Raw genomic sequence first — 25,163 nt, 5'->3', positions numbered from 1 at the left:
CCGCGCGGTCGTTTCCGTAAGCAAAACGTCAGCGCGGCCCGCCGCCTGTTTGCCGCTCATTTGCCACTTACTCGCCGCCGCGCTGGTTGAACCAGCGGTCGAGCAGCTTGCCGGCCGCTTCGCGGCCGCCGAGGCCGAACGACAGCGCGACCGCCACCGCGATCGCACCGAGCACGAGGCCGAACGCGAGCTGCACGATCTCGTTGGCGATGCCCATCGCGCGCAGCCCCATCGCGAACACGAGGCCGAGGATCGCGAATTGCGCGATGCGCGCGAACAGCACGCTGTGCTCGCGGTCGGCCTGCTCGATCACGCGGCGCGCGAGGCCCGCGAGCCACACGCCGATCACGAGGATCACGCCGCCCATCAGCACATGGCCGCCGAATTCGATGAACAGCGTGACGACGTCGCGCACCTGCGAGAAGCCGAGCCGGTTCGCCGCTTCGACCGATGCGAACAGCATCGCGAAGAACACGATCAGCCGCGCCACCAGCACCGACGGCTGCAGGATCCCCGAGAACACGCGCTCGACGCCGAGCACGGCCGGGAGCCCGTCGGCGCCCGCGGCTTCCAGCAGCTTCTGCGCGAGCGACGCGACGAAGCGCGCGAAGTAGAACGTCACCAGCACGATCACGATCGCCGCGACGATGTCCGGCACCGCGCCGAGGAACTGGTTCAGCATGTTGGTGGCCGGCACCGAGATCGCGTCGATCTTCAGCGCGTCGAGCGCGGAGATCAGCGTCGGCACGAACACGAACACGTAGACGACCGTGCCGATCAGGCTCGACACGCGCACGGGCGTCGGGCTGTCGAGACGCTGCGTGAGGCGGTCGGCGCCGGCGGCGACGAGCAGGTTCGTCACGAGGCCGCGCAGCACGCGCGCGACGATCCAGCCGACGATGCCGATCACCGCGGCCGCGAACAGGTTCGGCACGATCGCGAGCAGCTTGTCGACCATCCCCTGCACGGGAGACAGCAGCCCCGACAGCGCGAACGACGCGAGGATCGCCGGCAGGAACATCAGGATCACGAGCCAGAACAGCACGTCGCCGAGATAGCCGCTCATCGGCCGCATGCCAGCGCCTTCGGACAATTTGTCGTCGATCTTGCTCGCCTTGAGCGCGCGGTTCGCGAGGCTGCGCAGCAACGACGCGAGGAGCCACGCGATCAGCGTCAGCGCCGCGCCGCCGATCAGGTTCGGCAGGTAGTTGACGATGTGGGTGACGAGCAGCGAGAACGGGTTGGAGACCGCATACAGGTTGAGCACGTTGAAGATGCCCACCGCGGTGACCAGCAGCACGAGCCAGAACAGGCCCCCGGCGATGATGCGCTCGACGCATGCGCCCTGGCCGGTGCTTTCGTTGATCCGCTGATCGACCTTCAGCGCGCCGAGCAGGCGCATCGCGCCGGCCCGCACCACGACGGCGATCAGCCAGCCGATCACCAGGATGCCGATCGCACCGGCGATCTTCGGCAGATACCCCCCTAGCGTGGTCTGCAGCGACGTGATGAAGCTGGAAGCATCCATTTCTTCTTCTCCCGAAAACGTGGTGTTGCGATTGAACATCGACGAACTACCTGCGTACTTCGAAAAGCGTGCGATCCGGTTCGAGCAACTTACCCGAGAAAAATGACGCAATCACCCGATTTCACCGTCTTTAACTTTAGTCATAGATCGATGAGGACGAGACCCCATTTCAAAAAAGAAATGGGGCGGATTCAATCCCGCATGGCTCCCGCGCGGCGCAACTCAGCAAGATTTGTCAACGCGCGCCGTGCTACCTTGACGTCGGTCCTGTTCCGGGTACGCCAATGAAAGCAGAATCGCCTTGCTGGGTCCGCTATGCGACGCGTCTTGCGCGCGTCCACGAATACATCCGCGCGCACCTCGACGGCCCGCTCGACCTGAACCGGCTCGCCGAAGTGGCGTGCCTGTCGCCGTATCACTGGCAGCGCGTCTATCGCGCGTTGTACGGCGAGTCGATCGTGCTGACGGTGCGGCGGATGCGGATCGTGCGCGCGTCCGAGGATCTGGCCTGCACCGCGCTGCCGATCGAGCAGGTCGCGCGGCGCGCGGGCTACGGTTCGACGCACGCGTTCGCGCGGGCGTTTCGCGACGCCTACGGCGTGCCGCCCGCGCAGCACCGGCGCACGGGCAGCCACCGGCCCATCTATCCACTACAGAGAGGAGAGGAAGACATGTTCAAGCATGAAGTCGAGATCCGGCGGCTGCCGGAACTGCGTGGCTACGCGGTCGGCCACACGGGGTCGTACATGTTGGTCAGCGACGCGTTCGGGCGGATCGGCGCCTGGGTCGGGCAGCACGGGCTGATCGGCCCGGGCGCGAAGATGATCGGCATTTTCTACGACGATCCGGACACGACGCCCGAAGCGCAGCTGCGCGCGAAGGCGTGCTTCATGCCGGCCGACGGCGCGCCGGACGTCGAGCCGGCGGCGCCTGTGGAGCGCGTGACCGTGCCGGGCGGCGAATACGCGGTGCTGCTGCATACGGGGCCGTACGCGGACCTGAAGACCGCCTACCAGTGGCTGTACGGCGAGTGGCTGCGTCATTCGGGCCGCGAAGCCGCCGACGCGCCGCCGTTCGAGCTGTACCTCAACACGCCGATGGATGCGGCGCCGGCCGACCTGCGTACCGAGATCTACCTGCCGCTGCGCTGACGGGCGTGCCGTCCGCGCGCGCGGGTTACGCGCCAATTGCACGCCGATCCATCGAGGGGACTTCGTTTGGAGCGTAGGGCGACGGCAACGCGCGTCCGCCAGCCCGTCCGGGCTGGAACATGCCCTAAGCCGCCTGCGTGCCGCACGCCGGGCAGAAGCGTGCGCCGGCGGCGAGCGCCGCGTGGCACCGGCTACACGCGGCGCTCTGCTGCGCGGCGCCGCATTGCGTGCAGAAGCGCGCCTGCGTGTCGTTGAGCGCGCCGCATCCCGCGCAAGCTAGCTGGCGCAGCGGCGCGCCGCCGGCGGCCGGCGCCTGCCAGCCCCAGCCGTGGCGATCGCGGCCGCGTTCGTGGTGTCCACTGCCGTGCCCGCCGCCATGATGGCCACGCTGCGCGTGGCCGCCCGTGATCCATTTCAGGAAACCCATCGTCCGCTCCTTGGCGCCATAGGTGCGCCTGTCAGGCAGCCTTGCTGCGCGACAGCAGCCGCAAACCGTTGGCCACGACGATCAGGCTGGCGCCCGCGTCGGCGAAGACCGCCATCCACATCGTGCCGAGCCCCGCGACCGTGAGGCCGAGGAACACGACCTTCACGCCAAGCGCGAAGCCGATGTTCTGCACCAGCACGCGATGCGTCGCACGCGACAGCCGCACGAACGCGGGAATCTTGCGCAGGTCGTCGTCCATCAGCGCGACGTCGGCCGTCTCGATCGCCGTGTCGGTACCCATCGCACCCATCGCGAAGCCGATGTCGGCGCGCGCGAGCGCCGGTGCGTCGTTGATCCCGTCGCCGACCATCCCGACCGCACCCGCACCGCCGGCCGACAGCGCCTCGACCGCCGCGAGCTTGTCTTCCGGCAACTGGTTGCCGCGCGCGTCGTCGATGTCGGCCTGCTTCGCGATCGCCTGCGCGGTATGCGGGTTGTCGCCCGTCAGCATCGCGGTGCGGATGCCGAGCGCGTGCAGATCGGCGATCGCTTCACGGCTCGTGTCCTTGATCGTGTCGGCCACCGCGAAGATGCCGAGCACGCGCATTTCGTCGACCAGCACCACGACGCTCTTGCCCTGCCGCTCGAGCGCGTCGAGCTTCGCTTCGAGCGCCGTCGAGCAGCGTTCGAGCTCCTCGACGAGCCGGTGGTTGCCGAGCCAGTAGCGCGTGCCGTCGATCGAGCCGCGCACCCCGCGCCCGACGATCGCTTCGAATTCCTGCACATCGGCGAACGGCGCGGCGCCTTCCGCACGGGCCGCGGCGGCGATCGCCTGCGATACCGGGTGATCGGAGCGCGCCGCGAGGCTCGCGCCGAGGTGCCGCACGCGCACCGCATCGGCATCGGTCGCATGCAGGTCGAAGTCGGTCTGCACCGGCTTGCCGTGCGTGATCGTGCCGGTCTTGTCGAGCGCGAGCCACGCGAGCTTGCGCCCTTCTTCCAGATAGACGCCGCCCTTCACGAGAATCCCGCGTCGCGCCGCGGCCGCGAGCCCCGACACGATCGTCACCGGCGTCGAGATCACCAGCGCGCACGGGCACGCGATCACGAGCAGCACCAGCGCGCGATAGATCCAGTCGTGCCACGCCCCGCCCATGACGAGCGGCGGCACCACCGCCACCAGCAGCGCGACCGCGAACACGATCGGCGTGTAGACGCGCGCGAACCGGTCGACGAAGCGCTGCGTCGGCGCCTTCGCGCCCTGCGCCTCCTCGACCGCGTGGATGATCCGCGCGAGCGTCGAATTGGCCGCCACCGCCGTCACGCGGTATTCGAACGAACCCGATTCGTTGATCGTGCCCGCGTACACGGCGTCGCCGGTCGTCTTTTCGACGGGCAGGCTTTCGCCGGTGATCGGCGCCTGGTTCACCGTCGAGCGGCCGGCGACGACCTCGCCGTCCAGCCCGATCCGCTCGCCCGGCTTCACGCGCACGACCGCGCCGCGCGCCACCTGCGCGGCCTCGATCGTGCGCCACGAGCCGTCGGCCTGCTGTACGGTCGCGGTGTCCGGCGCGAGCTGCATCAGGCCCTGGATCGCATTGCGCGCGCGGTCGAGCGACTTCGCCTCGATCAGTTCGGCAATCGTGAACAGCACCATCACCATCGCGGCCTCCGGCCACTGGCCGATTGCCATTGCGCCCGTCACCGCGATGCTCATCAGCGCGTTGATGTTCAGGTTGCCGTTGCGGATCGCGATCCAGCCCTTCTTGTACGTGGTGAGCCCGCACGCGAGTACCGCGGCGAGCGCGAGCGCCGCCGAGAGCCACACGGGCAGCCCGGCCCACGTCGCGCCCTCGGATGCGATCGCGGCGACGCCGGCCAGCGCCAGCGGCCACCACGGCTTCGCCGGCTCGGCGCGCGCGCACGACGGCGGCGCATCGGCGGACGCGGCCTCGGGCGTCATCCCGAGCGTGCGGATCGCGCCTTCGATCGCCGGCTGGGCGCCCGGCACGTGTTCGACGGTCAGCATCCGCTGCATCAGGTTGAATTCGAGCGCCGACACTTCGCTCATCCCGCCGAGCTTCTTGCGAATCAGCGTTTCCTCGGTCGGGCAGTCCATCTGCATGATCCGGAACGCGGAGCGCACGTGGCCCGACGCCGTCGCCTGCGCGACCGGCAGCGGCGCGAGCGTCAGCGCGGCAGGCGCGCAGCAGTCGCCGGCCGCGTGGTCGTGGTCGTGCGCTTCGCCGTCGCTGTGCACCGCACCCTCACCGTGCTCATGCGCATGACCGTGTCCATGGCCGCACGCGTGCGACTTCTTCTTCGCCGGCGTAGCCGCTTGCGCGCCGGCGACACCCGCCGCACACGCGTCGCGCGCATCGGCGCAGCATGCGCCGGCCTCGCCGGCCGTGCGGGTTCGTTCGTCGTGGGTACGCTGGGCATCGGTCATGACAACCTCCTCTCCTCAATGGCTTGACGGAGTACAGTTAACACCCTGAAGCCACTACAAGGTCAACCCTTGCACGGGAGAAAGACATGAAGATCGGCGAACTGGCCAAGGCGGCCCGCTGCACCCCCGAGACGATCCGTTTCTACGAGAAAGAGGGGCTGATGCCGGATGCCGAGCGCACCGACTCGAACTACCGCAACTACACCGACGCGCATCTCGAACGGCTGCGCTTCATCCGCAACTGCCGCGCACTCGACATGGCCCACGACGAAATCCGCGCGCTGCTGCAGCTCACCGACACGCCGGCCGATCCCTGCGATTCGATCAATGCGCTGCTCGACGAGCACATCGGGCACGTCGATGCGCGCCTCGCGGAACTCACGCATCTGCGCGACCAGCTCACCGAATTGCGCCGGCAGTGCGTCGGCGAGCATTCGGTCGAGGATTGCGGCATCGTGCACGGTCTCGCGACGATGGAAACCGTCACGCCGGCCGCGAAACGCTCGCACCTCGGCTGAAACCCTTGTGGAATATGATGGTTTAGATGAGAATAGTTATATTCTTACTAGATATTCAATAACTATTCATGTCCACTAGCCGTCCGTCCCCGCTCGCGCTGGCCGTCCTCGCGACGCTCACCGAAACGCCGATGCATCCGTACGGGATGCTGCAGCAACTGAAGGCCCGCGGGTACGACGAAGTCGTCAACGTCCGGCAACGCACGAGCCTTTACCAGACGATCGACCGGCTGCTGCGCGACGGGCTGATCGCCGTTCACGACACCGAGCGCGACGGCGCGTTTCCCGAGCGCACACTGTATGCGCTGACCGAGGCCGGGCACACGGCCGGGCAGGCGTGGCTGCATGCGCTGCTCGCGGAGCCCGCGCGCGAATTCCCGGCGTTCGGCGCCGGCCTGGCATTCCTGCCGCTGCTCGACGCCGAAGATGCCCGTCACCAGCTCGAGCTTCGTATCGCCCGGCTCGACGCCGAGCGCGAACGCCTCGAAACGCTGCGCAACGCCGCGCAGGCCGACCAGGTACCGCGCCTGTTCCTGCTGCAGAACGAACATGCGCTCGTGCTGCTCAATGCCGAGCTCGGATGGGCGCGCAGCGTCGTCGAACACCTGAAGATCGGCGCGCTGCGCTGGGTGGACGGCTGACGCGTCACGCCGGCCGGATCGCGCCGGTGACGCGTAATACGTCACGCCCCGATCAAAGCACCTTGCCGGGATTCAGGATGCCGCCCGGATCGAGCGCGGCCTTCAGGCGTCGCATCAGCCCGATTTCCGCGTCGCTGCGCGTGTGTGCGAGATAAGGCCGCTTGAGCACGCCGATCCCGTGCTCGGCCGACACCGAGCCGCCCATGTCCCGCACCACCGCGTACACGCAGTGATCGAGCGCGTCGGCGTCGGCATCGGTCATCCCGGCCAGCGACACGCCGATATGCACGTTGCCGTCGCCGACGTGCCCGAAGAACAGGCATACGGCGTCCGGCCATTGCAGGCGCAGCGCCGCTTCGCAGCATTCGGCGAACGCGCCGAGTTCGCCGGTCGGCAAACTCACGTCGAAGTTGACCAGATGCGGCAGCGCGTCGATCGCGAGCCCTTCACGCAGCATCCACAGGTCCCGCGCCTGCCGCTCCGACGTCGCGAGCACCGCATCTTCCACGAGCCCGGCCTCGATTGCCGCCGCGAGGCCGGTTTCCAGCGCCTGGTGCGCATCGCCGCCCGGTGCGCTCGTCGCGCATTCGATCAGTACCGCGAAGCCACCGTCGTCGACAAACGGCGCCGAGACGCCCGGCGTGTGACGCGCCACGTAGTCGTAGAACGCCGGCCACATCGCCTCGAAACTGACGACCTCCGGCAGCGTGCGCACGCGATTCCACAGCGCGATGACCGCGTCGTAGTCGTGCACGCGGCAGAGCGCCGTGGCCGGCGCGGCGAGCAACGGATGCAGCCGCAGCACCGCGCGCGTGACGACGCCGAGCGTCCCCTCGCTGCCGATGAACAGCTGCTTCAGGTCGTAGCCCGCGTTGTTCTTCAGCATCCGGTTCATCGACGACACGACCGTGCCGTCCGCGAGCACGGCCTCGAGCCCGAGCACCTGCTCGCGCATCATCCCGTAGCGGATCGCGCGCGTGCCGCCCGCGTTGGTCGCGAGCATCCCGCCGATCTGGCACGAACCGCGTGCGCCGAGGTCGACACCGAACGTGAAACCCGCCGCTTCCGCGGCTTCCTGCACCGTCTGCAGCGGCGTCCCGGCGCGCACGGTCATCGTGCCGGCCGCCGCGTCGAGCGCCTCGACGCCCGCGAAACGTTCCATCGACAACACGACCTCGCCGCCGAGCGCGACCGCGCCGCGCGCGAGCCCCGTCAGCCCCCCTTGCGGCACGACCGGCTGGCCGAGCCGCGCGCACAGCGCGAGCGTGCGCGACACGTCGTCGACACTGCGCGGGCGCACCAGCGCGCGCGGCCGCGCGCCGGCCGGCTCGTTGTACGCGGTGAAATAACGCGGATCGATGTCGGCCGACGGCGTCACGCATGCCGCGCCGAGTTCCGCGACGAGCGCGGCGACGAGCGCATCGCCGCCGGCCGCCTGATCGCTGCTGGACATCGCGTCGCAATCCTTACTTTGTCGAGATGTCGATATCGCCGAAATACTTCAGGCCGAGCGACTTCACCGTGCCGTCCGCCTTCAGCTTGTCGATTGCCGCATCGAGCTTCGCCTTCAGCGCGCTGTCGCCCTTGCGCAGCCCGAACGCGATGCCGCTGCCGAGGATCCTGTCGTCGTGCACGGGTTGGCCGACGAACGCAAAACCCTTGCCGTCCGGACGCGACAGGAAGCCGCGCTGGCCGGACGGTGCGAGCACGAGCGTCGCATCGAGACGGCCCGCGACCAGATCCGCATACGCCTGGTTCTGATCCTGGTACGCGACGATCGCGACGCCCGCCGGCTCCCAGTGCGCCTTCGCGAAGGTTTCCTGGATCGACGCCTGCAGCACGCCGACCCGCTTGCCCTTCAACGATTCCGGCGTCGGCAGCAGGCCGCTGCCGGTGCGCGCGATCAGCTGGGTCGGCACGCGATAGATGATCGTCGTGAAGTCGATCGCCTGGCGCCGCTGCTCGGTCGCGTTCATCGCCGAGTTGATCGCGTCGAACTTGCGGCCCTTCAGCGCGGGAATCAGGCCGTCGAACGACGTCTCGACCCATTTGCACGACAGCTTCGCCGTCTGGCAGACGGCGTTGCCGACGTCGATGTCGAAGCCCTGCAGGTCGCCGTTCGGCGCTTTCGATTCGAACGGCGGGTATTGCGCCTCGAGGCCGAAGCGCAGCGTCTGCGCGTCGGCGAGCGCCGCGCCGGAGCCGAACGCGCAGGCGAGCGCGAGCCAGAGTTTCAGGTGTTTCATCGTGGTCTCCCTAGTCGACCGAAGTCATGATCAGATCCCGCGCAACCGGCGCGCGCCTTCGACCAGCGTCGCGTCGTCCTTCGAAAAACTGAGCCGGATCACGCCGGCGTCGGTGCCGTCGGTGTAGAACGCCGACAGCGGAATCGTCGCGACGCGCGCGTCGCGGATCAGGCGCAGCACGAAATCGCTGTCGCTTTCGTCCGAGAAGTGCCGGAAACGCGCGAGCATGAAGAACGAGCCCTCGCTCGGCAGCAGCTCGAAACGCGAATCGGCCAGCTCGCGCGCGAGCAGGTCGCGCTTGGCCTCGTAGAACGACGACAGGCCGAGATAGCTGTCCGGCCGCGCGAGGATCTCCGCGAACGCGATCTGCATCGGCGTATCGGCCGAGAACACCATGAACTGGTGCACCTTGCGGATCTCGTCCATCAATTCGGCCGGCGCGAGGCAATGGCCGACCCGCCAGCCCGTCACGTGGAACGACTTGCCGAACGACGACACGATCACGCTGCGCTCGGCCAGCTCGCGGTGACGCGCGACGCTCTGGTGCTGCGCGCCGTCGAACACGACGTGCTCGTAGACCTCGTCGGACAGCACGACGATGCCGGTATCGCGCGTGAGCTGTGCGAGGCGCGCGACGTCCGCTTCGGAGAACACGGTCGCGGTCGGGTTGTGCGGCGTGTTGACGATGATCATCCGCGTGCGCGGCGTGATCGCGGCCGCCACTTCATCCCAGTTCACGCGGAAATGCTCGGGCGACAGCTTGAGCGCGACCGGCGTCGCGCCCTGCAGCCGCACGATCGGCGCATAGCTGTCGAACGACGGCTCGAAGTAGATCACCTCGTCGCCCGGGTGCACGAGCGCGCTGATCGCCGCGTAGAGCCCTTCGCTCGCGCTCGCGATCACCGTGATCTCGGTGGCCGGGTCGTAGCGCGTGCCGTACAGCGCCTCGGTCTTTTCCGCGAGCCGCTCGCGCAGCGCCATCACGCCGGCCATCGGCGCGTACTGGTTGTGCCCGTCGCGCATCGCACGCGCGACGCCTTCGACGAGCGCCGGATCGGGCGCGAAATTCGGCGCGCCCTGCGACAGGTTCAACGCATCGTGCCGGGCGGCCAGCTGGCCGATCACCGTGAAGATCGTCGTCCCGACGTCGGGCAGTTTCGAACGGGGCGCGGCGGCGCTTCGCATGACTCCTCCTGGTTGTATCGCTGTCGGACACGGCGGGCGCGTCCGGATCGTTCAACCGATTTAGCCGCAGCCAATATCGCACGGCAATCGAAAGATAATCATGGCAGCCATGCATTCAGGTCATGTCTCGCATCGCGCCACGTTCAATTTTTGGAGGATTGGGGGTTCCCGTCATGCAATGAAGGCATTTCGCGGGCATACGTCAACCGCCCGACGCCCCCGGCACGGCGGCGAGATATGCCTGCAGCGCCGCGTGCAGTTCGTCGCGCAGCGCGGTAGCGCCGGGCGCGGGCCCGCGCGTCAGCAGCGACTGCGACACCCACCCGTAGCACAGCGAATGCGCGAGCCGCGCGACTTCGCCGAGCCGTTCTGCCGGTGGCGGATCGGCCGCGTGCGCGAGCGCGTCGCGCCACAGCGCGACGTACGCGTCGTAATGCCGGCGGTAGGCGGCGAGCGGCGATACCTGCCGCTCCAGGGCGAAGAGCGCGCCCCACAGCGCCGCGTCCGCGTTCACGATATCGAGCTGCAGCGCGACGAACGCGGCGGCAACTTCGGCGCGCGGCCGGCCGCGCAATGCCTGCGCCGCGGCGCGCAACTGGTCGGCCAGCGCCTGCACGTGCCGATGGATGCAGAGCGCCGCGAGGCTCTGCTTGTCGCCGAAATACTCGTAGAAGGTGCCGATGCTGACGCCCGCGACGGCCGCGATCTCGCGGATCGTCGCTTTCGCGTAGCCGCGTTCGAGCAAAAGCTGAACGAATGCCTGCTGCAGCGCGTCGGAACTCGCCTGCGCGCGCGACTGGCGCGGCCGGCGGCGCAATGCGGGTGCGGGTTGCGCCGCCGGCTGGCCGGGCGGCGCCGGAACCTGAACATGTCGCGGCGGCATATTTGCTACTCTGGAATCAGGACAAGACGAAGCCCCGGATGAGGAGACACATCGATGACAGGCCCGACGCACGCAGTCTCGAACCAGTTCGACGAACTGGTCGACTATAACCTCTTCGCGACGGACATCGCGCTGCGCGACGCGCTCACCCGCGCGGGCGCCGACTGGGCCGTGCCGCAGCTCGACGCATACGGCGCGCGGCTCGGCAGCGCCGACACCGCGCGGCTTGCCGACGAAGCGAACCACTATCCGCCGCAACTGCACGCGTTCGACCGGCGCGGCCGGCGCATCGACCGCGTCGATTTCCACCCGGCTTGGCACGCGCTGCTCGGCCAGTACCGCCACGAAGGCTTCGTGTCGCTCGCGTTCCGCGAGTCGCGCCGCGGCCGCTGGGCCGCGACCGCGGCCGGCTTCTACCTGCATGGCCAGATCGAGGCCGGCACGCTGTGCCCGGCGACGATGACGCAGGCCGCGATCCCCGTGCTGCAGAAGGAGCCCGCGCTGTGGGCGCTGCTGCGCGACAAGCTCTACAGCGACGACTACGATCCGCGCGACGTGCCGGTCGCCGACAAGCGCTCGATCTGGTTCGGCATGGGCATGACCGAGAAACAGGGCGGCTCCGACGTACGCGCGAACACGACGCTCGCGACCGCCGTCGGCGCGGGCGGACGCGGCGGCGAATACCGGCTGCGCGGCCACAAGTGGTTTTTCTCCGCGCCGATGTGCGACGCGCACCTCGTCGTCGCGCGCACCGAAGGCGGCAGCCCGTCGTGCTTCTACGTGCCGCGCTGGCGGCCGGACGGCACGAAGAACGCGGTCGAGATCCAGCGGCTGAAGGACAAGGTCGGCAACCGCAGCAACTCGAGCAGCGAGATCGAGCTGAACGACGCGTGGGGCATCATGCTCGGCGACGAAGGCCGCGGCATTCCGACCATCATCGAGATGGCCACCTACACGCGGCTGAACTGCGTGCTCGGCAGTGCGGCAATGCTGCGCCAGGGCGTCGTGCAGGCGATCGCGTATACGCGCCGGCGCCATGCATTCGGCCGCGCGCTCGCCGAACAGCCGCTGATGCGCACCGTGCTGGCCGACCTCGCGCTCGAAAGCGAAGCCGCGCTTGCGCTGGCGATGCGTCTGGCCGACGCGTTCGAGCGCGACGACGCGCCGCGCGAACGCGCGTGGAAGCGCATCGTCACGCCCGCCGCGAAATTCTGGGTGTGCAAGCGCGCGGTCGAGCTGACCGGCGAGGTGATGGAAGTGTTCGGCGGCAACGGTTATGTCGACGACGGCCCGATCGCGCGGCTGTTCCGCGAGGCGCCCGTCAACTCGATCTGGGAAGGCTCGGGCAACGTGATGTGCCTCGACGTGCTGCGCGCGGTGTCGCGCGAGCCGGATGCGGCCGCGGCACTCTTCGACGAGCTGCGCGAACTGGGCGGCGACGAGCCGCGCATCCGCGCGGCGCTCGACGCGCTGCGCGCGATGCTCGACGCGCCGGCCGATACGCTCGAGGCGTCCGGCCGCGTGTTCGCGCAGCGCCTCGCGCTCGTCGCGCAGGCGTGCCTGCTGCGCCGCGACGCGCCGGCGGCCGTCGCCGACGCGTTCGTCGCGACGCGGCTTGCCGCGCCCGACTGGGGCCGCGTCGCGGGCGGCTTCGACCCGCACGCGATCGACGTCGCCGCGCTGCTGCAGCGCGCGTATCCCGCGTGACGGACGCGCCGCGCAGTTCGCAATGCGCAGTTCGCAATGGATTGGCTCCGGAGACTTCGATGAACCTCGTCGCCGCCCTCGACCGCGCCGCCCGTGCGACGCCCGACAAGCCGTTCCTGCGCCACGACGGCGCGACGATCACCTACGCGCAGGCGCGCGAGCGCTCGCACCGCGCGGCGGCCGTGCTGAGCGCGCTCGGCGTCGCGGCCGGCGACCGCGTCGCCGCGATGTGCTTCAACACGCCGGCCTTCGTCGACCTGATGTTCGGCGCGTGGCGGCTCGGCGCGACGTTCGTGCCGATCAACCACAAGCTGCAGGCAGCCGAGATCGACTACGTGCTCGCGCATAGCGGCAGCAAGGCGATCCTGTTCGACGCATCGCTCGCGCCCGTGCTCGAACGCGTCGCGCACCCCGCGCAGCGCCTCGTGACGGAAGGCGCGCCGGCCGGCCTGCCGTGCTTCGACACGATGCTCGCGGCAGCGGACGGCCTCGCGGGCATCGATCCGGCCGACGGGGACATCGCGCAGATCCTCTATACGTCCGGCACGACCGGCCACCCGAAAGGCTGCGTGCACAGCCACCGCACCGTGACGCTCGCGGCGATGCAGGCCGCGCTCGCGCTGTCGATCACGCGCGACGAGCGCACGCTGATGGCGATGCCGATCTGGCATTCGTCGCCGCTCAACAACTGGTTCGGCGGCACGCTGTATGCGGGCGGCACCGTCGTGCTGCTGCGCGAATATCATCCGCTGCGGTTCCTGCAGGCCGTCGAGCGCGAGCGCGTGACGCTGTATTTCGGCGCGCCGGTGTCGTACCTGCTGCCGCTCGACACGATCGAGGGCTTCGCGGCGTTCGACCTGTCGAGCGTGCGGGCATGGCTGTACGGCGGCGGCCCGATCGGCGCCGCGCAGGCCGAACGGCTCGCGCGCGCGTATCGCAGCGACGCGTTCTTCCAGGTGTACGGCATGACGGAAGCGGGCCCGGCCGGCACGACGCTGTATCCGGACGAACAGATCGCGAAGGCCGGTTCGATCGGCCGCCACGGCGGCCCGGGCGTCGACCTGCGCGTCGTGCGGATGGACGGCACCGATGCGCAGCCGGGCGAGACCGGCGAGATCTGGCTGAAGACCGACAGCATGATGCTCGGTTATCTCGACGATGCGGCCGCGACCCGCGCCGCGTTCACGCCGCACGGCTGGTATCGCACCGGCGACATCGTGCGGATCGATCAGGATGGCTACCTGTTCATCGTCGACCGGCTGAAGGACATGATCGTGACGGGCGGCGAGAACGTCTATTCGAAGGAAGTGGAGGACGTGCTCGGCGCGCATCCGGACATCGCCGAGGCGGCCGTCGTCGGCGTCCCGCATCCCGACTGGGGCGAGACGGTCGTGGCGCACGTCGTGCTGCGGGCGGGCACGGTGCCCGACGCGGACGCGCTGCGCGCGTTCTGCGCGGAACGCCTCGCCGCGTACAAGGTGCCGCGCGAGGTCGTGTTCGCGGATGCGCTGCCGCGCACGCCGACCGGCAAGTTGCAGAAGTTCCTGCTGCGCCGGCGGGACGGTTGAACGCGCGCCGCCAGGTCGAGAAAAAAGCCACCGGACCTTCCGGTCCGGTGGCTTTCGCTTTGCCGCGCGAGCGGCGGCATCCGCCGCCGCCCGCCGACGTGATGCTTACTTGCCGCCGATGCTCTTCAGCGGCTTCCACTCGCCCTTCTCGACCTTGTACATCGTGATGCCGCCGTTCTTCAGGTCGCCCTTCGCGTCATACGCGACGTGCGTCGACGTCACGCCGGCCATGTCGGTCTTCGCGAGCACCGGCAGGTACTTCGCCGGATCGGTCGAATCGGCCTTCTTCATCGCGTTGAACAGCGCCATCGCGCCGTCGTACGCATACGGCGAGTACGTCTGCACGTCTTCGCCGAAGCGCTTCTTGTACTTGTCGGCGTACGTCTTGCCGCCCGGCATCTCTTCGAGCGGCAGGCCGGCCAGCGACGCGATCGTGCCGTCGGCCGCGTTGCCCGCGATCTTCAGGAACGTCGGCGTCTTCACCATTTCGCCGCTCATCAGCGGGGCGGTGATGCCGAGCGTCTTCATCTGCTTGACCATCGGTGCAGCCTGCGAATCCGCGCCGCCGTAGTAGACGAGATCCGGCTTCGCCGCCTTCAGCTTGGTCAGGATCGCCTTGAAGTCCACCGCCTTGTCGTTCGTGAACTCACGGTCGACGATCGTCGCGCCGCCGGCCTTCGCGGCCTTCTCGAACTGGTCGGCGAGACCCTGGCCGTAGGCCGTGCGGTCGTCGACGATCGCGATCTTCTTCATGCCGAGATCCTTCGACGCGAACGTGCCGGCCACCGAGCCCTGCTGCGTGTCGGACGTCATCATGCGGAAGGTCGTCTTGTAACCCTGCTGCGTGTATTCCGGTGCAGTCGCCATCGCGATCTGCGGAATGCCCGCGTTCGCGTAGATGCGCGAGGCCGGAATCGTCGTGCCCGAGTTGAAGTGGCCGAGCATGCCCTTGATGCCGTCGTCGACGAGCTTCTGCGCGACCGTCGTGCCGGTGCGCGGGTCAGCCTGGTCGTCCTGCGTGTCGAGTGCGAACTTCACCGGCTTGCCGCCGATCTTCGGGCTCGTCGCGTTGAAATCCTCGATCGCGAGCACGATCCCGTTCTGCATATCCTTGCCGTAGTGCGCCTGCGCGCCCGTCATCGGCCCTGCGTAACCGATCTTCACGTCATCCGCATGGGCCGTCCCCGCCAGCGACATGACCGCGACGAACGTCGCGCCTGCCAGCTTTTTCATCGTGTGTTGCATAGCATCTCCTTGGTACCAGGGTAAATGGAGCGGCTTCGGGATCGCCTAGCCGCTTCCTTTGTTTGATCCGAACGGCAAGGATGATCAGCCGATCGTCATCAAATTCGCATTGCCGCCCGCCGCGGCCGTGTTCACGCTCACCGAGCGCTCCGTCAGCAGCCGTTCCAGCGCGTAATCTTCCGCATCGCCGTTCTCGAACGCGCCCACCGACACGCCCTGCACCGACACGATCGGGCCCGGCCGCTGCGCGACGTCCTTCACGAGCGTCTGCAGTTCGTCGCTGTCGCCTTCGAACAGCACCGCATCGAACGGCGTATCGGCCTGCTTGCGCACGGCCGCATGCGCCTTCAGCGACGCCGGCAGCGCGGCGACCAGCGCCTCGCCGGCCGCGCCCGCGAACAGCGCGCGGTTGCCGGTCGCCAGCACCGCCGCGAACTGCGCGCGCGCGCCGCCCGGCGTGGCCGCGACACACAGCACCGTGCCGCGCGGGCCGAGTGTATACGTGTTTCGCTCGCCCGTCGGGCCGGTCAGCACCGCGGTCGCGCCGGCCGGCACCTGCGCCAGGTAGCCGTCGCAACGCGCGGCCAGTGCCGGCTCGCGCTGCTCGATCAGCCAGTCGCGCAGCGTCGTGAGCGCCGCCGCCGGGTTGCCGCGCGCATCGCCTTCCACCGCACCGTCCGCGATCAGCGTCTGCGCGAGCGAACGCGGCAGGCCCGACGGACGCGTCGCGAGCAGGCGCTGCAGGTACAGCGCGCCGCCGGCCTTCGGGCCCGTGCCGGACAGCCCTTCGCCGCCGAACGGCTGCACGCCGACCACCGCGCCGATCACGTTGCGGTTCACGTAGATGTTGCCGACGTGCGCATTCGAGATCACGTGCGCGATCGTCTCGTCGATCCGCGTGTGAATGCCGAGCGTCAGGCCGTAGCCGGTCGCGCGGATCTGCTCCAGCAGCTTGTCGAGCTGGCTGCGGCGGTAGCGCACCACGTGCAGCACGGGGCCGAACACTTCGCGCTTCAGCTCGTCGATGCTGCCGATCTCGATCAGCGTCGGCGGCACGAACGTGCCGTGCGCGCAGGCTTCCGGCGCCGGCAGCTGCGTGACCGCGTGGCCCTTCTCCTTCATCGCCGCGACGTGCGTGTCGATCGTCTGCTTCGCTTCACCGTCGATCACCGGGCCGACGTCCGTCGACAGCCGGTCGGGGTTGCCGAGCGCCAGCTCGTGCATCGCGCCCTTGAGCATCGTCAGCGTGCGGTCCGCGACATCGTCCTGCAGACACAGAACGCGCAGCGCCGAACACCGTTGACCGGCCGAGTCGAACGACGACTGCATCACGTCCGCGACGACCTGCTCCGCGAGCGCCGACGAGTCGACGATCATCGCGTTCTGGCCGCCCGTTTCCGCGATCAGCGGGATCGGCTTGCCGTCCGGGTCGAGGCGCGCGGACAGCGTCTTGTTGATCAGGCGCGCGACTTCGGTCGAACCGGTGAACATCACCGCACGCGTGCGCGGATCGGCGACCAGCGTCGCGCCGACGGTCTCGCCGTCGCCCGGCAGCAGCTGCACCGCGCCGGCCGGCACGCCGGCCTCGCGCAGCAGGCGCACGGCCTGGGCGGCAATCAGCGGCGTCTGTTCGGCCGGCTTCGCGAGCACCGTGTTGCCGGCCGCGAGCGCGGCGGCCACCTGGCCCATGAAGATCGCGAGCGGGAAGTTCCACGGGCTGATACAGACCACCGGGCCGAGCGGACGGTGTGTGTCGTTCGAGAATTCGTCGCGGATCTGCGCGGCGTAGTAGCGCAGGAAGTCGACCGCTTCGCGGATCTCGGCGATCGCGTTCGGCAGCGACTTGCCGGCTTCGCGCACGATCAGGCCCATCAGCGTATGCATCTGCGCTTCGAGCAGGTCGGCCGCGCGCACCAGGCAATCGGCGCGTGCATCGACCGGCGTCGCCTGCCAGATCGGCGCAGCGGCCACCGCGTGCGCGAGTGCCGCGCTCACGTGTTCGGCCGTCGCTTCGCTGACGCTGCCGACCGTGTCGCGCTGGTCGGCCGGGTTGCGCACGTCGCGGGCCGGTGCGTCGGCGAGCGTGTCGTCGGCGAGCATCGGCGCCGCGCGCCACGGGAAGTGCGCGCTCGCGAGCAGCGCGGACGACAGCGACGCGAGGCGGTGTTCGTTCGACAGGTCGAGGCCCATCGAGTTGGGACGCTCGTCGCCGTACAGGTTGCGCGGCAGCGGGATCTTCGCGTGCGGCGCGCCGAGCGGCACGACCTTCGACGCTTCGTCGACCGGATCGGCGACCAGTTCCTTCACCGACACGGTCTTGTCCGCGATCCGGTTCACGAACGACGTGTTCGCGCCGTTCTCGAGCAGGCGTCGCACCAGGTATGCGAGCAGCGTCTCGTGCGTGCCGACCGGCGCGTACACGCGGCACGGACGGTTCAGCTTGTCGCGGCCGGTGACTTCCTCGTACAGCGGCTCGCCCATCCCGTGCAGGCACTGGAATTCGTACTGGCCCGGGTAGTAGTTCTGGCCCGCGAGCTGGTAGATCGCGGCGAGCGTGTACGCGTTGTGCGTCGCGAACTGCGGGTAGACGGCGTCGGGTGCGGCGAGCAGCTTCTTCGCGCACGCGAGGTACGACACGTCCGTGTAGATCTTGCGCGTATAGACCGGATAGCCTTCGAGGCCGTCGACCTGCGCACGCTTGATCTCGGTATCCCAGTACGCGCCCTTGACCAGGCGGATCATCAGGCGGTGACGGCTGCGGCGCGCGAGATCGATCAGGTAGTCGATCACGAACGGGCAGCGCTTCTGGTAGCCCTGCACCACGAAGCCGATGCCGTTCCAGCCCGCGAGATCCGGATCGAAGCACAGCGCCTCGAGCAGGTCGAGCGACAGTTCGAGGCGGTCGGCTTCTTCCGCGTCGATGTTCAGGCCGATGTCGTAGCGGCGCGCGAGCAGCGCGAGCGCGCGCACGCGCGGCAGCAGCTCGCTCATCGTGCGGTCCTGCTGCGAACGCGAGTAGCGTGCGTGCAGCGCCGACAGCTTGATCGAGATGCCCGGGCCTTCGTAGATGCCGCGGCCGCCGGCCGCCTTGCCGATCGCGTGGATCGCCTGCTCGTACGATGCGTAGTAGCGCTGCGCGTCCTCTTCGGTCGTCGCCGCTTCGCCGAGCATGTCGTACGAGTAGCGGAAGCCGCGCGCTTCGTACTTGCGGCTGTTCGCGAGCGCTTCGGAAATCGTCTCGCCGGTGACGAACTGCTCGCCCATCAGGCGCATCGCCATGTCGACGCCCTTGCGGATCAGCGGCTCGCCGCCGCGGCCGATCAGGCGCGTGAGCGCCGACGACAGGCCCGCTTCGCTGTTGGTCGTCACGAGCTTGCCGGTGATCATCAGCCCCCAGGTCGCCGCGTTCACGAACAGCGACGGCGCGTGGCCGACGTGCGAGCGCCAGTCGCCCTTGCTGATCTTGTCGCGGATCAGCGCATCGCGCGTCGCGCGATCGGGAATGCGCAGCAGCGCCTCGGCCAGGCACATCAGCGCGACGCCCTCCTGGCTCGACAGCGAGAATTCGTGGATCAGCCCTTCGACGCCGCCGCCCGAGCTCTTCTCGCGCAGCGCCTCGACGAGCTTCGTCGCGAGCGCCTGCACGTCCGCCTGCAGGTTCGCGGGCAGGCGCGCCTGGCCGAGCAGGAACGGCACGCATTCCGGCTCGGGGCGGCGGTACGCGGCCGTGATCGCCGCGCGCAGCACCGATTGCGGCTGCACGTTCTGCGCGAATTCGAGGAACGGATGAGGCGAATTGTCGTCGTCGCCGTCCGCCGCCTGGCCGTCGGCGAGCTCCGTGACACCGCTGTGGCCCGACAGCTCGGGCGGCAGCTGGCCGTGCTCGATCCGCTCGAGATACGCGAAGATCGCCTGCTTGATCAGCCAGTGGGGAGTGCGCTCGAGACGCGCGGCTGCGTCCTTGAGGCGCGAGCGGAGAAGGTCGTCGACCTTGACGCCGAGAGTCGTGCTTGCCATGGTGGGTTCGTGCGCCGGACGAAAGCCGGCCAGTGACGTGAGAGGATGCGCGAAATCCTACGGCACGCAATAAAAAGGTGCAACCAAATTGCGAGATGGGTTGCACCCTCAAGTTAGCCAATATAATCAGCCACTTATGCGGTTGCAACCTAGGGGTTGCCCGCGCCGCGGGGATCGGGATTTTCCCTGATCCGCGGCGTGCGGACGCGCGCCGGTCATGCAAGCCCCCTACCGCGCGCATGAAAGCAGGTTGCGCCGGCCCGTCAGATATCCAGCGGATCGACCTCGACGCTCCACCGCAGCACGCCCTTCAGTGCGCGCAACGCCGGCTGCCATGCGCGCAGCGCATGCTGCAGCGCCGCCCGCGACGCGCTTTCGAGCAGCAGTTGCGCGCGATGGACGTTCGCGACCTTGACGATCGTCATCGGCACCGCGTCGTACACGGTCACGCGATCGGCGCCCGGCAGCCCCGGCAACGCGGCCGCGGCTTGCAGCAGGAACGCGAGCGCCGCGTCGAGCGTGCGCCCCTCGGCGCGCAGCAGCGCCTGGTAGACGAACGGCGGCAGGTGCGCGTCGCGACGCTCGCCGAGCGTCGAATTCGCGAAGCCGACGTAATCCTGCCGACCGAGCGCGTGATACAGCGCGTGACGCGGGTAACGCGTCTGCACCATCACCTCGCCCGGCAGCCCGGCGCGCCCCGCGCGGCCGCTCACCTGCATCAGCTGCGCGAACAGCCGTTCGCTCGCGCGGAAGTCATGCGAGAACAGCGCCGTGTCGGCATTGAGCACGCCGACGAGCGACACGCGCTGGAAGTCGTGCCCCTTTGCGATCATCTGCGTGCCGACGAGGATATCGACCTCGCCCGCGTGCACATCGGAGAACAGCGCCTGCGCACTGCCCTTGCGGCGCGTGCTGTCCGCGTCGATCCGCAGCACGCGCGCGCCCGGCACGGCCTCGGCGAGCGCCTCCTCGATGCGTTGCGTGCCGCGCCCGAGCGGCGCGATGTCGACGTTCCCGCACTCGGGGCACGATCGCGGAATGCGCGCTTCCCAGCCGCAGTGATGGCAGCGCAGCGCATGCTCGGGCTTGTGCAGCACGACGTACGCGCTGCAGCGCGGGCAGCCTGCGACCCAGCCGCATGCGTCGCACGCGAGCTGCGGCGCGTAACCGCGCCGGTTCAGGAACACGAGGCTCTGCTCGCCCCGCTCGAGCCGCGCCTTCAGCGCCGCGACCAGCGGCCCCGACAGCCCGCCCATCGACGCGCGCCCGCGCCGCCGCTCCTCTTCGAGGTCGATCAGCCGCACGGTCGGCAGCGTCGCGTCGGCCACCGCGCGGCGCGACAGCGTGAGCCGCGTGTAGCGTCCCTGCTCCGCCTGCCACCAGCTTTCGAGGGACGGCGTGGCCGAGCCGAGCACGACCGTGATGCCGAGCTGCTTCGCGCGCCACACGGCGAGATCGCGTGCCGAATAGCGCAGCCCTTCCTGCTGCTTGTACGCGGGCTCGTGCTCCTCGTCGACGACGATCAGCGCGAGCGCCGGCATCGACGCGAGCACCGCGAGGCGCGTGCCGAGCACGATCCGCGCACGGCCCGTATGCGCGGCGAGCCAGTTGCGCGCACGCTCGCCCTCGGCGAGCCCGCTGTGCAGCGTGACGATCGCGTCGTCGGCGAGCGCACCCGCGAAGCGCGCGCGAAACGCGGCCTCGAACTGCGGCGTCAGGTTGATTTCGGGGACGAGCACGAGCGCCTGCGCGTCCGGCCGGGCGTCGAGCAGCGACGCGAGCGCATGCAGATAGACCTCGGTCTTGCCGCTGCCCGTCACGCCGTGCAGCAGGAACGGCGCGAAGCCCTGCGCCGCGCGGATCGCGTCGAGCGCCTCGGCCTGCTGGTCCGTGAGCGCCGGCGGCACAGTCCGTCCACCGGCTGCCAACAGGTTATCCACAGCTTTGGGCACAGGCGCATCGGCCCAGCCGATCTCCTCGACGTCGACCCAGCCGCGCGCCGCCCAGTCGTCGAGCGTCGCAGCCGCCTTCGGGTGCAGCGCGCGCGCATCGGGCAGCGCGAGCGAGCCGGTGTCGACCAGCGCCTGCGCGAGCCGCCGCAGCGCGGCCCCGCGTGCGGGCAACGCATCGGGCAGCGCCGCGCGGCCGGCCTCCGTCGGCCGGTAGCGCACCTCGGGCGCGAGCAGCCGCCCCCAGCGCCCCGCATCGCGCAGCGCCTGCGGCAGCGCCGGCAGCGCGACTTCGCCGCGCCCGCGCTGGTAGTAGTCGGCGGCGAACGACACGAGCGCGAGCCAGTCCGGCGACAACGGCGGCAGGTCGGTACAGATCGCGTCGATCGCGCGCAGCCGGGACGGCGGCACGTCGGTGTGAGTCGTCACTTCGCAGACGAGCCCGACTGCCTGCCGCTTGCCGAACGGCACCTGCACGAGCGTACCCGGCACGGGCGCCGGTTGCGCGTCGCAGCGGTAGTCGAACAGCGTGGCGAGCGGATGGTCGAGCGCGACGCGCAGGTAGGTACCGCTCATCGCGACGCTCCGGCGGCGGCATGCACCGTAGCGGGATGGGCGGCCGGCATCCGCGCCCGGATCGGGGCAGCGGACTTAAAGTAAAACTTCAGATTCGGCGCTAAGTTTTGGATTCGCATTAGGAATCGCCGTATACCCTGCCCAGCCTGTGGATAACTTTGTTGAGAACTCGCCGCTCACTGACCGCAACGCACGCGGGGCCGCGCTTTCCGCTGATTTTCGCCGCTTGTTGCGGTGTCCCGCGGAGCCTTATTCCATAAGGCTGCTATTCAAATTACCGAACCATAGCGAGGCAATTTGACCGATACAGGGCTCTACCGCGCTGCAACGAGGAAAATGTGTATAAGTCAAGTCTTGACAAGCACTGAATCGGCAACCGGTGCGGGGTTGCGCCCTGTTTAGCGCCGATAACGAAACGCTGTCACCCCGCAGTGCAGCATGACAGCGCTTGCGTTCAGCCGGCGGCTCCGCTACGGATCGCGCGGCTGTGGTTGTGCACCTCGTCGACGAGTTCGGCGACGTGATCGGGCGACGTGAATTGCGAAATGCCGTGCCCGAGGTTGAATACATGGCCCGGATGGTTGCCGTAGCTGTCGAGCACCGCGCGCGCCTGCTCGCGCACCGCGGCGGGCGGTGCAAACAGGATCGTCGGGTCGAGGTTGCCCTGCAGCGCGACACGCCCGGCGACGCGCTCGCGCGCCGCGCCGAGGTTGACCGTCCAGTCGAGCCCGACCGCGTCGACGCCGGTCGCCGCGATCTCCTCGAGCCACAGCCCGCCGCCCTTCGTGAACGTGATGACCGGCACGCGCTCGCCGTCGTGCTCGCGCTTGAGCTGCGACACCACGCGGCGGATGTAGTCGAGCGAGAAGCGCTGGTACGCGCCGTCGGCCAGCGCACCGCCCCACGTATCGAAGATCATCACGGCCTGCGCGCCCGCTTCGATCTGCGCGTTCAGGTAGGCGGCCACGGCCTGCGCGTTCACGTCGAGGATCCGGTGCATCAGGTCGGGGCGCGAATACGCCATCGACTTCACCGTGCGGAAATCGTCCGACCCGCCGCCTTCGACCATGTAGCACGCGAGCGTCCACGGGCTGCCCGAAAAGCCGATCAGCGGCACGCGCTGGCGGCCCTGGCCGTCGGTGAGCGCGCGGCGGATCTCGCGCACCGCGCCCGTCACGTAACCGAGCGTCTCCTCGATGTCCGGCACCGCGAGCTTCGCGACGTCGGCCTCGGTACGCACCGGATGCGCGAACTTCGGCCCTTCGCCGACCTGGAAGTCGAGGCCGAGGCCCATCGCGTCCGGAATCGTCAGGATGTCCGAGAACAGGATCGCGGCGTCGAGCGGAAAGCGCTCGAGCGGCTGCAGCGTCACTTCGGTCGCGTAGTCGGGGTTCTTCGCGAGACCGAGGAAGCTGCCGGCGCGCGCACGCGTCGCGTTGTATTCGGGCAGGTAGCGGCCGGCCTGGCGCATCAGCCAGATCGGCGTGTAGTCGGTCGGCTCGCGCAGAAGCGCACGCAGGAAGGTGTCGTTGAGCAGGGTATGGGCCACGGTAGGAGCGACGATGCGAAGGCAAAGCGGCATTTTACCGGACAGCCGCCGCCAGGCTGCGCATGCCGGCGCGATGGCGGCCATATGACGCGCGCGATGGCTCCGTTATGATCGGACGCTCATATCGAACGAAACGAAGGAGGAGACCGATGAAACGATTCGCCACGCTCGCCGCGGCCACGTTGCTTTGCTGCGCCGCCGCGCACGCGCAGACCGGCGCGGGCGCCACCGCTGCCGCACCGGGCGCCGGCTCGCGGCTCGACGACGTACTCGCGCGCGGCACGCTGCGCGTCTGCACGACGGGCGACTACAAGCCGTATTCGTACTACCGTGCGGACGGCCGCTTCGAGGGCATCGACATCGACATGGCCGAATCGCTCGCGAAGTCGCTCGGCGTGAAGACCGACTACGTGAAGACGAGCTGGCCGAACCTGACCGCCGACTTCGTCGCGAAATGCGACATCGCGGTGGGCGGCGTCTCGACGACGCTCGAGCGCCAGAAGCGCGTGTTCTTCACGCAGCCGTACGTCGTCGACGGCAAGACGCCGATCGTACGCTGCGCGGACGCCGGCAAATACCAGACCGTCGCGCAGATCGACCGGCCGGAAACGCGCGTGATCGTGAACCCGGGCGGCACCAACGAGCGTTTCGCGAAGCAGTATTTCACGCACGCGAACCTCACCGTCTATCCGGACAACGTAACGATCTTCAAGCAAATCCTCGCGGGCAAGGCGGACGTGATGGTGACCGATGCGTCCGAGACGCTGCTGCAGCAAAAGCTGAATCCGGGCCTGTGCTCGGTGCATCCGGACAAGCCGTTCCAGTTCGGCGAGAAGGCGTACATGGTGCCGCGCGGCGACGTCGCGTTCCAGCAGTACGTCGACCAGTGGCTGCACCTCGCGCTCGCGAACGGCGAGTTCCGGGCGATCTCGGACAAGTGGTTGAAGTGACGCCGGCCGGGGCCGCGCCTCGGGCGGTCAGCGCGTGACGCGATGGCGCAGGCGTGCGGTTTGGCCGAACGGCCGACTGGCGCGCCCCTCGATCACGTTTCAAAATCTTTCCGACGAATGAATCGTCAGACATCGAATGCTCTGCGCATTGCACTTTTTCGCGTGCAATTGTGGACTTCGTCGAGCCTGTCGCGCACGAAAAACGCATTACGCGCATGCGATGAAAACACTTTCGATAATATTGGTAAAAATGACCTCCATGAAATCCCTTAAAACAGCAAAAAATCCCGGAAAGCCTTATCTGGCGGGCGTTACAACCTGAAACACTTTGTTACCGCGAGGGGTCATTAATTCGCCCACAATGGCCTCAACGGTTTCAACACGGATGCGGTCTCGTGTGCCAAGTGTGAGCGGACGCGAAGCGCTGCGAGCCAGTCGGTCACGTACCGAAGCCCTTCCGAGGGGCATCCCTGTTGGAGTCGTTTCCGGCCCCCCGCCGGACTCGGTTTCATCTTTGGTCTCCTCGCGCTAACCCCGTAGCGTGTGGTTTTTAGCGGGCTCATAAGCCCGCTTT

17 protein-coding genes are annotated in these 25,163 nt (G+C 68.7%); 6 read left to right on the top strand and 11 right to left on the bottom strand.

The window, feature by feature from the left end; translation table 11 throughout:
• Positions 1-67 precede the first annotated feature (67 nt).
• Positions 68-1,528 carry a mechanosensitive ion channel gene (locus WT26_RS03980; protein ID WP_069273687.1) on the bottom strand — a complete coding sequence of 487 codons (1,461 nt, stop codon included), beginning with the start codon at positions 1,526-1,528 and terminating at the stop codon, positions 68-70.
• Positions 1,529-1,812: 284 nt separating this feature from the next.
• Between WT26_RS03980 and WT26_RS03975 the strand changes: the two genes are divergently transcribed.
• On the top strand, positions 1,813-2,679 hold the full coding sequence (locus WT26_RS03975) for an AraC family transcriptional regulator (protein ID WP_069272236.1): 867 nt from the start codon (positions 1,813-1,815) through the stop codon (positions 2,677-2,679).
• A 124-nt stretch (positions 2,680-2,803) separates the two neighbouring features.
• Here the strand turns inward: WT26_RS03975 and WT26_RS03970 are convergent, their stop codons facing one another.
• Together WT26_RS03970 and WT26_RS03965 are read right to left on the bottom strand one after the other, a co-directional pair.
• Positions 2,804-3,106: a zinc ribbon domain-containing protein gene (locus tag WT26_RS03970; RefSeq protein WP_069272235.1), complete on the bottom strand. Its 303-nt coding sequence runs from the start codon at positions 3,104-3,106 to the stop codon at positions 2,804-2,806.
• A 31-nt stretch (positions 3,107-3,137) separates the two neighbouring features.
• Positions 3,138-5,555, bottom strand: a complete 2,418-nt coding sequence (locus WT26_RS03965) for a heavy metal translocating P-type ATPase (protein WP_069272234.1) — start codon at positions 5,553-5,555, stop codon at positions 3,138-3,140.
• Between the two features lie 86 nt (positions 5,556-5,641).
• Between WT26_RS03965 and cadR the strand changes: the two genes are divergently transcribed.
• Together cadR and WT26_RS03955 are read left to right on the top strand one after the other, a co-directional pair.
• Positions 5,642-6,073 carry a Cd(II)/Pb(II)-responsive transcriptional regulator gene (gene cadR / locus WT26_RS03960; RefSeq protein WP_059527995.1) on the top strand — a complete coding sequence of 144 codons (432 nt, stop codon included), beginning with the start codon at positions 5,642-5,644 and terminating at the stop codon, positions 6,071-6,073.
• Between the two features lie 68 nt (positions 6,074-6,141).
• Entirely contained in the window at positions 6,142-6,714 is a 573-nt protein-coding gene (locus WT26_RS03955; RefSeq protein ID WP_027788694.1) for a PadR family transcriptional regulator, read from the top strand.
• A 52-nt stretch (positions 6,715-6,766) separates the two neighbouring features.
• Here WT26_RS03955 and WT26_RS03950 read toward each other — a convergent pair whose 3' ends face one another.
• The 4 genes from WT26_RS03950 to WT26_RS03935 form a co-directional block, all read right to left on the bottom strand.
• On the bottom strand, positions 6,767-8,167 hold the full coding sequence (locus WT26_RS03950) for an FAD-binding oxidoreductase (RefSeq protein ID WP_069272233.1): 1,401 nt from the start codon (positions 8,165-8,167) through the stop codon (positions 6,767-6,769).
• 13 nt (positions 8,168-8,180) lie between these two features.
• Positions 8,181-8,960 (bottom strand): ABC transporter substrate-binding protein, encoded by a 780-nt coding sequence (locus WT26_RS03945; RefSeq protein WP_069272232.1) that lies wholly within the window; start codon positions 8,958-8,960, stop codon positions 8,181-8,183.
• Between the two features lie 30 nt (positions 8,961-8,990).
• Positions 8,991-10,145, bottom strand: a complete 1,155-nt coding sequence (locus tag WT26_RS03940; RefSeq protein ID WP_069272231.1) for a pyridoxal phosphate-dependent aminotransferase — start codon at positions 10,143-10,145, stop codon at positions 8,991-8,993.
• A gap of 202 nt (positions 10,146-10,347) precedes the next feature.
• On the bottom strand, positions 10,348-11,028 hold the full coding sequence (locus WT26_RS03935; protein ID WP_069272230.1) for a TetR/AcrR family transcriptional regulator: 681 nt from the start codon (positions 11,026-11,028) through the stop codon (positions 10,348-10,350).
• 54 nt (positions 11,029-11,082) lie between these two features.
• On the opposite strand from WT26_RS03935, the gene WT26_RS03930 reads away from it, so the two are divergent.
• Positions 11,083-12,735, top strand: coding sequence for an acyl-CoA dehydrogenase family protein (locus tag WT26_RS03930; protein WP_069272229.1), 1,653 nt, complete (start codon positions 11,083-11,085; stop codon positions 12,733-12,735).
• Between the two features lie 59 nt (positions 12,736-12,794).
• A complete protein-coding gene (locus WT26_RS03925) occupies positions 12,795-14,303 on the top strand; it encodes a class I adenylate-forming enzyme family protein (protein ID WP_069272228.1) in 1,509 nt (502 codons plus the stop codon).
• Positions 14,304-14,408: 105 nt separating this feature from the next.
• On the opposite strand, the gene WT26_RS03920 is transcribed toward WT26_RS03925, so the two are convergent.
• From WT26_RS03920 to hemE, 4 genes are all read right to left on the bottom strand, one after another.
• Positions 14,409-15,548 carry a branched-chain amino acid ABC transporter substrate-binding protein gene (locus WT26_RS03920; RefSeq protein WP_059527972.1) on the bottom strand — a complete coding sequence of 380 codons (1,140 nt, stop codon included), beginning with the start codon at positions 15,546-15,548 and terminating at the stop codon, positions 14,409-14,411.
• Between the two features lie 84 nt (positions 15,549-15,632).
• Positions 15,633-19,565 (bottom strand): trifunctional transcriptional regulator/proline dehydrogenase/L-glutamate gamma-semialdehyde dehydrogenase, encoded by a 3,933-nt coding sequence (putA, locus tag WT26_RS03915; RefSeq protein WP_069272227.1) that lies wholly within the window; start codon positions 19,563-19,565, stop codon positions 15,633-15,635.
• Between the two features lie 263 nt (positions 19,566-19,828).
• The gene (locus tag WT26_RS03910; protein WP_059527966.1) at positions 19,829-22,090 is read right to left on the bottom strand and encodes a primosomal protein N'; all 2,262 of its coding nucleotides are present in this window, start codon (positions 22,088-22,090) and stop codon (positions 19,829-19,831) included.
• Positions 22,091-22,544: 454 nt separating this feature from the next.
• Positions 22,545-23,639: a uroporphyrinogen decarboxylase gene (gene hemE / locus WT26_RS03905; RefSeq protein ID WP_335622451.1), complete on the bottom strand. Its 1,095-nt coding sequence runs from the start codon at positions 23,637-23,639 to the stop codon at positions 22,545-22,547.
• 149 nt (positions 23,640-23,788) lie between these two features.
• On the opposite strand from hemE, the gene WT26_RS03900 reads away from it, so the two are divergent.
• A complete protein-coding gene (locus WT26_RS03900; RefSeq protein WP_069272226.1) occupies positions 23,789-24,589 on the top strand; it encodes a transporter substrate-binding domain-containing protein in 801 nt (266 codons plus the stop codon).
• The last annotated feature ends 574 nt before the right edge of the window (positions 24,590-25,163 follow it).

The organism is Burkholderia cepacia (genome assembly GCF_001718835.1).
GTDB lineage: Bacteria > Pseudomonadota > Gammaproteobacteria > Burkholderiales > Burkholderiaceae > Burkholderia > Burkholderia cepacia_F.
The sequence above is the reverse complement of the archived record's forward strand: the minus strand, read 5'-3'. Positions and strand labels throughout refer to the sequence as shown.

Excerpts from the sequence above, each read along its gene's own strand:
- WT26_RS03940 (WP_069272231.1), bottom strand. The coding sequence starts at position 10,145 with ATGCGAAGCGCCGCCGCGCCCCGTTCGAAACTGCCCGACGTCGGGACG.
- WT26_RS03920 (WP_059527972.1), bottom strand. The coding sequence starts at position 15,548 with ATGCAACACACGATGAAAAAGCTGGCAGGCGCGACGTTCGTCGCGGTC.
- putA (WP_069272227.1), bottom strand. The coding sequence starts at position 19,565 with ATGGCAAGCACGACTCTCGGCGTCAAGGTCGACGACCTTCTCCGCTCG.
- WT26_RS03980 (WP_069273687.1), bottom strand. The coding sequence starts at position 1,528 with ATGGATGCTTCCAGCTTCATCACGTCGCTGCAGACCACGCTAGGGGGG.
- WT26_RS03910 (WP_059527966.1), bottom strand. The coding sequence starts at position 22,090 with ATGAGCGGTACCTACCTGCGCGTCGCGCTCGACCATCCGCTCGCCACG.
- WT26_RS03955 (WP_027788694.1), top strand. The coding sequence starts at position 6,142 with ATGTCCACTAGCCGTCCGTCCCCGCTCGCGCTGGCCGTCCTCGCGACG.
- WT26_RS03970 (WP_069272235.1), bottom strand. The coding sequence starts at position 3,106 with ATGGGTTTCCTGAAATGGATCACGGGCGGCCACGCGCAGCGTGGCCAT.
- WT26_RS03900 (WP_069272226.1), top strand. The coding sequence starts at position 23,789 with ATGAAACGATTCGCCACGCTCGCCGCGGCCACGTTGCTTTGCTGCGCC.
- cadR (WP_059527995.1), top strand. The coding sequence starts at position 5,642 with ATGAAGATCGGCGAACTGGCCAAGGCGGCCCGCTGCACCCCCGAGACG.
- WT26_RS03975 (WP_069272236.1), top strand. The coding sequence starts at position 1,813 with ATGAAAGCAGAATCGCCTTGCTGGGTCCGCTATGCGACGCGTCTTGCG.
- WT26_RS03945 (WP_069272232.1), bottom strand. The coding sequence starts at position 8,960 with ATGAAACACCTGAAACTCTGGCTCGCGCTCGCCTGCGCGTTCGGCTCC.
- WT26_RS03950 (WP_069272233.1), bottom strand. The coding sequence starts at position 8,167 with ATGTCCAGCAGCGATCAGGCGGCCGGCGGCGATGCGCTCGTCGCCGCG.
- WT26_RS03935 (WP_069272230.1), bottom strand. The coding sequence starts at position 11,028 with ATGCCGCCGCGACATGTTCAGGTTCCGGCGCCGCCCGGCCAGCCGGCG.
- WT26_RS03930 (WP_069272229.1), top strand. The coding sequence starts at position 11,083 with ATGACAGGCCCGACGCACGCAGTCTCGAACCAGTTCGACGAACTGGTC.
- WT26_RS03925 (WP_069272228.1), top strand. The coding sequence starts at position 12,795 with ATGAACCTCGTCGCCGCCCTCGACCGCGCCGCCCGTGCGACGCCCGAC.
- WT26_RS03965 (WP_069272234.1), bottom strand. The coding sequence starts at position 5,555 with ATGACCGATGCCCAGCGTACCCACGACGAACGAACCCGCACGGCCGGC.